10 protein-coding genes are annotated in these 11,485 nt (G+C 71.8%); 3 read left to right on the forward strand and 7 right to left on the reverse strand.

The features are described from left to right. Window positions 1-204: 204 nt before the first annotated feature. The 3 genes from Dfulv_RS44055 to groES all read right to left on the reverse strand — a co-directional run bounded on the left by Dfulv_RS44055 (window position 205) and on the right by groES (window position 4,758). A complete protein-coding gene (locus tag Dfulv_RS44055; protein WP_259859760.1) occupies window positions 205-1,713 on the reverse strand; it encodes a molybdopterin-dependent oxidoreductase in 1,509 nt (502 codons plus the stop codon). A 988-nt stretch (window positions 1,714-2,701) separates the two neighbouring features. Further along, window positions 2,702-4,351, reverse strand: a complete 1,650-nt coding sequence (gene groL, locus Dfulv_RS44060; protein WP_259859761.1) for a chaperonin GroEL — start codon at window positions 4,349-4,351, stop codon at window positions 2,702-2,704. A gap of 92 nt (window positions 4,352-4,443) precedes the next feature. Then, window positions 4,444-4,758: a co-chaperone GroES gene (gene groES / locus Dfulv_RS44065; protein WP_190249331.1), complete on the reverse strand. Its 315-nt coding sequence runs from the start codon at window positions 4,756-4,758 to the stop codon at window positions 4,444-4,446. Window positions 4,759-4,964: 206 nt separating this feature from the next. Here groES and Dfulv_RS44070 point away from each other — a divergent pair, with 206 nt between their 5' ends. Next, window positions 4,965-6,173 carry a class I SAM-dependent methyltransferase gene (locus Dfulv_RS44070; protein WP_259859762.1) on the forward strand — a complete coding sequence of 403 codons (1,209 nt, stop codon included), beginning with the start codon at window positions 4,965-4,967 and terminating at the stop codon, window positions 6,171-6,173. Here the strand turns inward: Dfulv_RS44070 and Dfulv_RS44075 are convergent. Further along, entirely contained in the window at window positions 6,136-6,882 is a 747-nt protein-coding gene (locus tag Dfulv_RS44075; RefSeq protein ID WP_259859763.1) for a hypothetical protein, read from the reverse strand. The genes Dfulv_RS44070 and Dfulv_RS44075 overlap by 38 nt on opposite strands. Before the next feature lie 17 nt (window positions 6,883-6,899). On the opposite strand from Dfulv_RS44075, the gene ybaK reads away from it, so the two are divergent. Together ybaK and Dfulv_RS44085 are read left to right on the forward strand one after the other, a co-directional pair. Continuing rightward, window positions 6,900-7,379 (forward strand): Cys-tRNA(Pro) deacylase, encoded by a 480-nt coding sequence (ybaK, locus tag Dfulv_RS44080; protein WP_259859764.1) that lies wholly within the window; start codon window positions 6,900-6,902, stop codon window positions 7,377-7,379. A 101-nt stretch (window positions 7,380-7,480) separates the two neighbouring features. After that, a complete protein-coding gene (locus Dfulv_RS44085; RefSeq protein WP_259859765.1) occupies window positions 7,481-7,765 on the forward strand; it encodes a DUF1707 SHOCT-like domain-containing protein in 285 nt (94 codons plus the stop codon). Here the strand turns inward: Dfulv_RS44085 and Dfulv_RS44090 are convergent. From Dfulv_RS44090 to Dfulv_RS44100, 3 genes are read right to left on the reverse strand one after another with little or no spacing between them, the layout of a single operon-like run. Next, window positions 7,733-9,472 (reverse strand): ABC transporter ATP-binding protein, encoded by a 1,740-nt coding sequence (locus tag Dfulv_RS44090; protein ID WP_259859766.1) that lies wholly within the window; start codon window positions 9,470-9,472, stop codon window positions 7,733-7,735. The genes Dfulv_RS44085 and Dfulv_RS44090 overlap by 33 nt on opposite strands. Then, entirely contained in the window at window positions 9,472-11,148 is a 1,677-nt protein-coding gene (locus Dfulv_RS44095; protein WP_259859767.1) for an ABC transporter transmembrane domain-containing protein, read from the reverse strand. Before Dfulv_RS44095 ends, Dfulv_RS44090 begins: the two co-directional genes overlap by 1 nt. A gap of 48 nt (window positions 11,149-11,196) precedes the next feature. Then, window positions 11,197-11,454, reverse strand: coding sequence for a hypothetical protein (locus Dfulv_RS44100; RefSeq protein ID WP_259869407.1), 258 nt, complete (start codon window positions 11,452-11,454; stop codon window positions 11,197-11,199). Window positions 11,455-11,485: the final 31 nt, after the last annotated feature.

The raw sequence follows: 11,485 nt of genomic DNA on the forward strand, positions 1-11,485 counted from the left end.
GCGCAGCGCCGCCCGTCGACGGTGGCGGGAAATCCAAGGTCACGCACGGCCGCCCGCTGATCCGTCCGGTTCCCGGTTTTCGGGCGCCGATCCCGATTTTCTCGGTACTTCGTGGTCGGCGCCCGTATTGGTCGGTCTGAAACTCTCGGACGTTCGGCGTCACCATTCCGGATCGACATTCCGCGCAGATCCGGGGCGGACCGGTTACTTGACGTTGACCTCGATCGTGTGCCAACCGGTCGCGCCGTCGGGGTCGGGCGGGGTCCGGGAGTTCGTCTGGGTCTCCCCGCCGTTGTCGGTGGCCCGGACGCTGATGCTGTGCGTGCCCGGCGTGGCGTCCCAGGCCAGCGTCCACTGCCGCCAGGTGTCGATCGACGGCACGGCCAGCAGTTCGGCCTTCTGCCACGGGTCGTTGTCGATCTGCACCTCCACCTTGGAGATGCCGCGCCGCTGCGCCCACGCCACCCCGGCGATCGTGAACCGGCCGGCGGGCAGATCGGCGAACGGCCTGGGCGCGTCGATCCGGGACTGGGTCTTGATCGGGCCCTGCTGCGACCAGCCACGCTTGATCCAGTACGCATCGAAGTCGGCGAACGACGTGAGCTCGAGTTCGGCGAGCCACTTCGTCGCGGAGACGTAGCCGTAGAGGCCCGGGACCACCATCCGCACCGGGAAGCCGTGCTCGATCGGCAGCGGCTCGCCGTTCATCGCGATCGCCAGCATCGCGTCGCGCCCGTCGCGCAGCGCGGCCGTCGGGGTGCCGGCCGTGAAGCCGTCAACCGAGCGGCTCACGACCTGGTCGGCGCCGGGCTTCGGGCGGACCTCGTCCAGCAGGTCGGCGATGCGGACGCCCTGCCACCTGGCGTTGCCGACGAGGCCGCCGCCCACGTCGTTCGAGACGCAGGCCAGCGTGATGTACCGCTCGATCATCGGCCGCTTGAGCAGTTCCTCGAAGCTGAGCGTCAACTCCTTCTCGACCCGGCCGTGGATCCGCAGGGTCCACTCGGCGGGTGACACCCGCGGCACGACCAACGCCGTGTCGATCAGGTAGAAGTCCTTGTTCGGCGTGACGAACGGGGCCAGATTCGGCACGCCGGCATCGACGTCCGGCGGGAGCGTCGCGGCCGGCTCCGCGACCGAGGGCAGGTGCACGGCGTCGCGCTCGGCCTGCACCCCGCGGCGGGTCGACCACCACCGGCTCGCGAACCCGACGACCGCCGCGGCCGCGAGGATGCCACCGGCGGCGCGCAGGAACCAGCGACGCTGCTCGAAGGTGTATCCGCTCTCGGTCACCGGCAGGCGCAGCAGCCACCACAGAACCGCCGCGGCGACCAGGGCACCGGCGAGGGTCGGCACGAAGGCGTACCACGGGGCATTGTGGCGGGTGGCCGCCGCGGCGATGCCGACGGCCGCGAAGACCCCGATGCCGGCGAACCCGTAGGCCGGGCGCCGGGTCGCGAGCACGCCGGTCACGGCGGCGAACCCGGCGAGCAGCACGAGCGTCCCGATCAGGAGGGCAAGCTTGTCGTACGTGTAGAAAACATCGACGGCGAAGTTCTTGACCTCGGCGGGCACCGAGTCGACGACCACCCCGCCGACGGCGACCAGCGGTGTGGTGGTGGCCCCGGTCAGGATCGCCACCCCTTCGGCGACACCGACGGCCGCGGCCGCCGCCGCGATCCCGGCGAGGGCGCCGTACCTTCGACTCTTCACGCGTCAAGCATGCGGCGGTCGGCCCGACGGCACCAAGACCGGTAATCGATCCCTAACCTTTGCGCCCGCCCGCCCCGCCCCCACCCACGCCCTAGACCCGAGCCCGCCCCACGCCCGTCGGCCCGAGCCCGCCCCGCCCGCCCGCCCGTCAAACCGTGCCCGCCCCGTCCCTCGACCCGAGCCCACCCCGCGCCCGTCGACCCGTCAAACCGTGCCGCCCCACGTCCGCCGCCCACGACGGCCACGTCCGCCCGCCACGTCCGCCGCCCACGACCGTCGGCCCGAGCCCGCCCACGCCCTCGACCCGAACCTGCCCCTCGACCCGAGCCCGCCCGACGCCCCTCGACTCGTCAAACCGTGGCCGCCCCACGCCCCTCGACCCGAGTCCACCCCGCGCCCGTCTGCCCGTCAAACCGTGGCCGCCCCACGTCCGCCCGCCCACGACCGCCACGTCCGCCGCCTACGACCGCCACGTCCGCCCGCCACGTCCGCCGCCCATGTCCGCGCCCATATCGGCCACCCGGCTGCTGCTCCTGCCTGCCACCCATTGCAGACTGCCCGATATTTCCGATATTCCCCCCAGGGACATCTGAGGAGATCCGAGGACAAATTGACCTTGGTGGGTTTCGGTTGCTCTGGGCACCGAAATCTTCCAAGGTCAATTTGAGCGAGGCGACGAGCGGTCAGCGACGGGCGGGTGGCCAGCGACTAGCGGCGCCCCACGACCGCGCGCCGGGACGGCCACCAGCGCCGGGCACGAAAGCCGGGCACGAAAGCCGGACACGAAGAGCCGGACACGAAGAGCCAGGCACGGAACGGCCGAACACGAAACGGCCGAACACGAAACGGCCGAACACGAAACGGCCGAACACGAGAGGGCGGGCACGAGAGACAGGCGTCGAAGTGGCGGGTGGACGCCGCGCACCGAAGCCGCGCACCGAAAAAGGGAGCCCCTTGCGGGACTCCCCTCTCGTGGTTCAGGTCGGAACTAGAAGCCCGGGCCGTGCGAGTGGCCGTGGCCGTGGCCGTGACCGTGGCCATGGCCCGCGGCGGCCGGCTCGGCGGCGACCGGCTTGTCGACGACCAGGCTCTCGGTCGTCAGCAGCAGGGCCGCGATCGACGTGGCGTTGGAGACCGCGCTGTGGGTCACCTTCACCGGGTCGACGATGCCGGACTTGACCAGGTCGACGTACTCGCCGGTCGCGGCGTCGAGGCCGTGACCGAAGTCGAGGTCGCTGACCTTGCCGACCACGACGTAACCGTCGAAGCCCGCGTTCTGCGCGATCCACCGCAGCGGCTCGACGAGCGCCTTGCGCACGATCGAGACGCCGGCCTTTTCGTCGCCGACCAGGCCCAGGTCGCCGTCGAGGACGGAACGCACCTGCGTCAGCGCGGCGCCGCCGCCGGGAACGATGCCCTCCTCGACCGCCGCCCGGGTCGCCGAGATCGCGTCCTCGATGCGGTGCTTGCGCTCCTTCATCTCGACCTCGGTCGCGGCGCCGACCTTGATGACCGCGACGCCGCCGGCGAGCTTGGCGATGCGCTCGTTGAGCTTCTCCTTGTCCCAGTCGGAGTCGGAGGCCTCGATCTCCTTGCGCAGCTGCTCGACACGCGCCTCGACCTCGGTCCGGTCGCCGCCGCCGTCGACGATCGTGGTGAGGTCTTTGGTCACCACGACACGACGGGCGGTGCCCAGCTGCTCGAGCCCGACACCCTCGAGCTTGTAGCCCAGCTCGGGGGCGACCAGCTCGGCGCCGGTCAGGATCGACAGGTCCTGCAGCATCGCCTTGCGGCGGTCGCCGAAGCCGGGCGCCTTGACCGCAACGATCTTGAACGTCTTGCGGATCGCGTTGACGACCAGGGTCGACAGCGCCTGCCCCTCGACGTCCTCGGCAATGATCAGCAGCGGCTTGTTCTCCTGGACGATCTTCTCCAGAAGCGGCAGCAGCTCCTCGACGGCGGCGATCTTCTGCGTCGTGATGAGGACGTAAGCGTCCTCGAGGACCGCCTCCTGCGCCTCCGCGTCGGTCACGAAGTGCGGGGAGATGAAGCCCTTGTCGAACTGCATGCCCTCGGTGACCTCGAGCTCGGTCGTGAGGGTCGAACCCTCCTCGACCGTGATGACGCCGTCACGGCCGACGCGGTCCATCGCCGAGGCGATCAGCTCACCGATGGCGGCGTCCTGCGCCGAGACCGTCGCGACCTGCGCGATCTCGGTGTGGCTGGCGACCGGGGTCGCCTTGTCCTTGAGCGCCTGCACGACGGCGGCCGCGGCCTGGTCGATGCCGCGCTTGATGCCGGCCGGGTTGGCACCGGCCGCGACGTTGCGCAGGCCCTCCTTGACGAGCGCCTGGGCCAGGACGGTGGCGGTCGTGGTGCCGTCGCCGGCAACGTCGTTGGTCTTGGTCGCGACCTCTTTGACGAGCTGGGCGCCGAGGTTCTCGTACGGGTTGGCGAGCTCGATCTCCTTGGCGATCGTCACGCCGTCGTTGGTGATGGTCGGTGCACCGAACTTCTTGTCCAGGACGACGTTGCGACCCCGCGGGCCGAGCGTGACCTTGACCGTGTCGGCCAGGTGGTTGACGCCGTGCTCCAGCAGGTGGCGCGCCTCGTCGGAGAAGCTCAGGATCTTCGCCATGCTTGTGATGTCCCTTCAAAGCGACACCGCCCCGGCTGCCTCGCGCCTGCGCACGGGTCCGGGGCGGTGGCCACTGCTTTATTTGGTCTGGGTCACTTCTCGATGACCGCGAGGACGTCACGCGCGGAGAGCACGAGGTACTCCTCGCCCGCGTACTTGACCTCGGTGCCGCCGTACTTCGAGTAGATGACCGTGTCGCCGACCTTCACGTCGATCGGAACCCGGTTGCCCTTGTCGTCGATCCGACCGGGGCCGACCGCGAGGACCGTGCCCTCCTGGGGCTTCTCCTTGGCGGTGTCCGGAATGACGATGCCCGAGGCGGTGGTCGTCTCAGCCTCGTTGGCCTGGACCAGAATGCGGTCCTCGAGCGGCTTGATCGCAACCTTCGTCGCGGTAGTCACGGGCATACCCTCCTGGGGTATTGATGCTTCGCTATCGAGTGCCCGGTGAAGCCGTCGTCGCGGGTGCCGGCTCCGCCGGGTTGGCTGGCACCCTCGACACGAGAGTGCTAATCGGAGGTTATGCCGGTCGCTAGCACTCCGTCAAGGAGAGTGCCAAACACGCCACGAAATCACCCGGCGCCGTCCCCGGGGCCACTCCGGATAATCGTCGCGTGGAGCTCGACGACATCCTCGCACTGGGTACACCTTCCGGAAGGCAGGCGCTGGAAGCGGCGGCCGAGTTCCCGGACGGCGATCCGCTGGCCGCGGCGTCGGCGCTCCGCGCCAGTGGCATCCCGCCGGCGCTCGCCGCCGCGGCGCTGACCCAGACCGCGTTGCGGCGCAGGGCCACGGCCAAGTTCGGCGCGGACGCGACGGTGATGCTGTTCACCCGCGCCGGGCTCGAGCAGGCCACGCGGGCCGTGGTGGCGAACCGCCGGGCGCGACGCCTGGTCGCCGCGGGTGTACGTTCCGTGGCCGACCTCGGCTGCGGCGTCGGCGCCGACACGATCGCGTTCGCGCGCGCCGGACTGCGGGTCCACGCGGTCGACGCCTCCCCGGTGACGGCGCGGATCGCCGAGGCCAACGTCCACGCGCTGGATCTTTCGGGAGTCGTACGGGTCGAGGCGCGCGACGCCACCGAAGTCTCCCTCGACGAGGTCGACGCCGTCTTCTGCGACCCGGCCCGGCGGACCTCCGGCGGCCGGCGGGTGTTCGACCCGCGCGCCTACTCGCCGCCGTGGGAGTTCGTGACGGGCCTCGCGACCCGCGTGCCGCACACGGTGCTCAAGCTGGCCCCTGGCATCGACCACGACCTGCTGCCCGACGGCGCCGAGGGCGAGTGGGTCTCCGTCGACGGCGACGTGGTCGAGGCGACGGTGTGGTGCGGGCCGCTGGCCGAGGTGCCCCGGCGGGCCACGCTGTTCCGCGGCACGTCGGTGCACGGGCTCACCGGCTCGGGCCTGGCGACGGCGCCGGTCGGCCCGATCGGCAGCTACCTCTACGACCCCGACGGCGCCGTCGTGCGCGCGCACCTGGTCGCGGAGTTCGCCGCGGGCCTCGACCCCGCGGCGAGACTGGCCGACGCGACGATCGCCTACGTCTTCGCCGACACCCTGGCCGACACGCCGTTCGCCCGCCGGTACGAGGTGCTGGACCGCCTGCCGATCGCCCTCAAGAAGCTGCGGGCGGCGCTGCGGTCGCTCGACGTCGGCGCACTGACCGTCCTCAAACGCGGCTCCGCCCTGGACGTCGAGGAGCTGCGCCGGTCGCTGCGGCTCAGCGGCACGCGGCCGGCCGTGCTGGCGCTGACCCGCGTCGCGGGTGAACCGGCCGCGCTGCTGCTCAGAGCAGTGGATGCCCCAGCCGCTGCTGGAGGTTGATCAGCACGTCCTCGGCCAACTGGTCCGGCTGGTGGCGGCCGAACTGTTCCATGAGGTAGCGGCCGGTGTCGCGGCACATCTCGTACGTGAGACGGTCGTGCAGCCAGCGCATCCACTCCACGATGTCGTTGACGTAGAAGGCGACGCTCTGCTCGGAGTTGCGCTGCCGCCGCTCCTCCACCACCACCTGCAGCGCCGCCGCCAGCCGCTTGAGCGGAAAGTCGTGCCCGGCGAGCGCGTCGGCGAACACGTCGGCGCGGTGCCTCGGCGTCGTCGGCGCGACGGTCAGCTTCGGGAACGGCGGCTCCCCGGCGGTCCAGACCTGGGCGCTGCGCGGCACGAACTCCGGCTCGAGCACCACGTCGACCCGCGAGGCGTGCCCCGGGTCGTCGACGGCGACCAGGACCCGGGGCGTGCTCGTGTTGACCTTGGTCACGAACCGCGAGAGCCCGGTGGCCTCCTCGACGCAGAACCGCCCGTCGGGCAGGGTGAGGTTCCCGTCGAACACCAGCCGCCCGACCCGCGGCCCGGCACCCTGCCACAGCCGCACACGGACCAGCCCGACCTGCGGCCGGGCGGCGACCCGCACGTGGTGCTCGGTCGCGGTGATCGCCCCGTCCCCGTCGAATACCGCAAGGTCGACGGCCGTCGTGGCGCCCAGGAAGACGTGGCCGTGGCCGAGATATAGCTGGACGGCACCGATCTGCATCTCGCTATTGTGGGCCAGTGGCGAGCAAGGGCACTCCGGCGACCGCTCTGTTGACACGCGCGAAGATCGCGTTCACCCCGCATACGTATGAGGTGGACCCCAGGGCCGCCTCCTACGGCGAGGCCGCCGCCACGGCGCTGGGCGTCGACCCGGCGCGCCTGTTCAAGACGCTGGTAACCACGGTCGACGGCAAGCTCACCGTGGGTGTGGTCCCGGTGTCGTCGTCGCTCGACCTCAAGGCCCTGGCAGCGGCGGTGGGCGGCAAGCGGGCCGCGATGGCCGAGCCCACGGCCGCCGAGCGCGCCACGGGCTACGTGACCGGCGGCATCTCCCCGGTCGGCCAGCGCTCCCGCCTCCCGATCGTCATCGACACGTCGGCGTCGGCCTTCGACACGATGTTCGTGTCGGGCGGCCGCCGCGGCCTGCAGATCGAGCTCGCCCCGGGCGACCTGGTCACGGTCACGGGAGCCGTGCTGGCGGACATCGCCACCCACTGACCTTCCGCACCCGCCCCTCTTCCGCAGTGTCCATGCTGTCAGGCACCACGACCGCATGATCGACACGGACGAGGGGGCGGGCGGGCGCCTATGCTGATGCCGTGCGTGCCTCCGACGAAGACCGCGAGCGAGTGATCGCGACCCTGCAGCGGCACACCGAGGCCGGGCGGCTCACGCTCGACGAGTTCGCCGATCGGGTCGGCACGGTCTACGCGGCGAAGACGATCGACGATCTGCGCGTCGCCACCGTCGACCTTCCCGTCCTCGCACCGGTCGCCGCACCGTCCGGCACCGCCACCAGCAACGAGCGGCAGCTGCTGCTGACGTTCCTCCTCGCGGTCGTCGCGGTCGCGTTAATCGGCACCGCCTACGCGCTCTTCCACTGAACCGTGCCACGAGCGCCACAGCGCGGCGTAGGCGCCGTCCGCGGCCACCAGCTCGTCGTGGCTGCCCAGCTCCGCGATCCGGCCGTCCTCCACCACCGCCACCCGGTCGGCGTCGTGCGCCGAGAACAGGCGGTGCGCGATCGCGACGACCGTGCGGCCCTCAAGGGCGCCGGCCAGGGACCGTTCGAGGTGGCGGGCGGCGCGCGGGTCGATGAGCGACGTCGCCTCGTCCAGGACGAGGGTGTGCGGATCCGCGAGTACCAGACGGGCCAACGCCAACTGCTGCGCCTGCGCCGGGGAGAGTGACAGGCCCGCCGTGTCGAGGCCGTCGGGCAGCGCGGTCGCCCAGTCCAGTGCGTCGACGGTGGCCAGTGCCGCGAGCAGTTCGTCGTCGGTGGCGCCGGGCCGGGCCATCGTCAGGTTGTCCCGCAGGGTGCCGAGGAAGACGTGGTGCTCCTGGGTGACCAGCGCGACGTGCCCGCGCAGCTCGTCCAGCGGCAGGTCGACGAGCGGCACGCCGCCGACTTCGACCGCGCCGGAGCCCGGTGCGTGGATGCCGGCCAGCAGCCGGCCGAGCGTGGACTTGCCGGCGCCGGACGGGCCGACCATGGCGAGCCGCTCGCCGGGGCGGATCGACAGGTTGATGCCGTGCAGCACGTCGCGGCCTTCGACGTACGCGTACCGGACGTCCCGCGCGACCAGGCGCTCGTCGACGGGGACGCCACCCGACGGGGTCGCCGGATCTGTGCGCACACCCACGATGCGCGCGAACGAGGCCAGCCCCAGCTGCAGCTCGTCGAACCAGGACAGGATGCGGTCCAGGGGGTCGATGATCGCGATGAAGTACAGGACGGCGGCCGTGACCTGGCCGACCGTGGCCCAGCCCTCGACGACGAACCAGCCGCCGGCGACGAGCGTGACCGCGCCGGGCAGCGCGTAGCCGAGCTCGGTGAGCGGAAACCAGACGGTCCGCAGCCGCAGTGTGTACCGGGCGGCGGCGAACGTGTCGCGCAGCTGCTCCTGGGTGCGATCGATGCGGACCTGCTGCAGGCGCAGCGTGTCGACCGTGCGCGCACCCTCGACGGTCTCCGCCAGCCCGTCGGTGAGCTGCGCGAACGCGGCGCCCTCACGTAGATAGCCGGCCGTCGCCCGTTTGAAGTACCAGCGGGAGCTGAAGAACAGCAGGGGGACCGCGAGCAGGCAGGGCAGCAGCAGGATCGGGCCGACCAGCGCGATCGCCACGAAGGTCAGGAGCATCTGCAGCAGGGAGATGATGATCTCCGGCAGCGCGAACTGCACCGTGTCGGACGTGCGGCCGACGTCCCGCGACGCGCGGGTCAGCAGGTCTCCGGTGCCGGCCCGCTCCACGGTGGACAGCGGGATGGTGAGCACCCGGTCGACGAACTCCTCACGCAGCCTCGCCAGCACCCGCTCGCCGAGCCGCGCCGAGGTCAGCCGGGCGTATCGGACCAGCACCGACTGCACGACCACAAACCCGGCGATCGTGAGCGCCACCCGGTCGACGGTCCAGGCCGTCGTACCGGCGGAGACGCGCTCGACGAGCTCGCCGAGCAGCCGCGGCGCGGCGAGGCCGGCGACCGCGGCGGCCAGGTGCAGGACGAGCACCAGGACGAGCATCCGCGGATACGTCGTGAACAGGCGTCGCAGGTACGCGCGTACCTCCTTGCCGTCGGCGACGGGCAGCATCAGTCCTCCTCCCGGGTCACGGTCGCGGCGTACGCGGGGCAGGTGACGAGCAGTTCCCGGTGCGTGCCGGTGGCCGCGACCCGCCCGTCGGCGCCGACGAAGGCGACGGTGTCGGCGCGGTCGAGCAGCAGCGGGCTGGTGGTGCACACGACGGTGGTCCGGCCGGCCCGCGCGGCGGGCAGCCGCTCGGCGATCCGGGCCTCGGTGTGCGCGTCGACCGCGCTGGTCGGCTCCACCAGCACGAGGACCGGCGGGTCGAGTGCCAGCGCACGGGCCAGCCGCAGCCGTTGCTGCTGGCCGCCGGAGAAGTCGCGGCCCCGCTCGGCGATCTCGGTGTCGAGCCCGTCGGGCAGCGCGTCGACGATGTCCTGCGCGGCCGCGGCGTGCATCGTCGCCGTGCCGCCGCCGACCTGGTCCCGCAGCGGACCCCGGAACAGCCGGTCGTTGTTGTCGGCGACCACGATGTGCTCCCGCACCCGGTCAAGGGCCAGATGCGGCAGCGGTACCTCCCACAGGCGCGCCTTCGACTCCGGCGTCAACAGCGCGATGCGGTCGGCGATGTCCGCGGCGTCCTCCGGCTGGACGGCGGCGATCGCGGTGAACACGCCCTGCCGCGCGACGAACCCGGAGTCGGGGTCGTCGAGGTCGCCGTCGGCCAGCCGGGCCGGCGCCGCCGGGGAGGTCAGCTCGGGCTCGACCCGCAGCAGGTCGACCACGCGCCGGGCGGCGACGAGCCCGCGGGTGAGCTTCTCGGCGAACTCGGTCAGCGTGCGCAGCGGCGAGATGAGGAACGCGGCGTAGGCGTAGAAGGCGACGAGTTCGCCGGCGCTGATGCGGCCGCTGACGGCGAACCGCGCGCCGAGCCACGTCACCAGCGCGACGAAGCAGCCGGGCAACAGGATCTGGGCCGCTTCGAGCATCGACTCGACCTTCGCGACCCTGACGCCGGCGACGCGGACCCGCTGGGACTCCGCCCGGTAGCGGTCGGCGAAGACCGCCTCTCCGCCGACGCCGCGCAGGACCCGCAGCCCGGCGACGATGTCGGCGGCGCGGCCGGTCAGCTCGCCGGAGAGGTCCCGTTGGAGCTTGCGGCGATGGTGCAGCGGGCGCAGGAGCAGCCCGACGACGGCGACCAGGATCGGCACGCCGATGACCACCACCAGGCCCAGCGGGACGGAGACCTGGAGAAGCAGCACGGTGACCACGACGATCGCGACGACCGCGCCGCCGAAGCGGGCGGTGATGTCCAGCGCGTTGCCGATGTGGTCGAAGTCGGTGGTACCGATACTGACGACCTCACCGGTCGCGACCCTCTTCGGCAGCGTGGCGCCCAGGCGGGTGGCGTGCCGGACGGCGACCTGCACGGTGCGGAAGCCGGAGGCGAGGAAGTTGCTGACCGCGAACCGGTGCCGCAGGACGCCGGAGATCGCGGTGACCACGCCGAGCCCGAGCAGCCCCGCCCCGGACCACAACAGGCGGGTGCGGTCGTGCGCGGCGAGCGCGTCGATGCCGACCCCGAGCGCCGCCGGGACGAGCGCCTGGCTGAGCATCCAGACGATGCCGAACAGCAGACCGCCCGCGATCAGCCGGAGCTGATGCCGGGCGATCCAGAGCAGGTATCGCGCCGCGGACCGGCTGTCGGGCTCGCCGGGCTCGGGCAGCGGGAGTCGTATCATGGCCCGCTGACCGTAACCCTGCAGGGACGCTGAGCGCCTTACCTTTTTCTACCGGTCGACCTGTGTGAAGTCCCAGAACTGCGGCTTGCGCGCGACGAGATGCGACGGCGGCTCGGCGAACGGCTCGGGGGTGCTGCCCCGCCACTTCGAGATGACGACCAGCCGGTGGTCCGTCGACGAGAACACCTCACTGGCCAGGTGCATCGGGAGCACCTCGACCTTGGGCAGCATCGCCTCGCAGACCCAGGACAGCAGTTCCTCGAACGCCTCCGGGTGCGCCCTGACCTCCCACATGCGCACGATCACGGCGCTGGACTCTACTCCCATGACGCCACCC

The sequence above is a fragment of the Dactylosporangium fulvum genome (genome assembly GCF_025137375.1).
GTDB lineage: Bacteria > Actinomycetota > Actinomycetes > Mycobacteriales > Micromonosporaceae > Dactylosporangium > Dactylosporangium fulvum.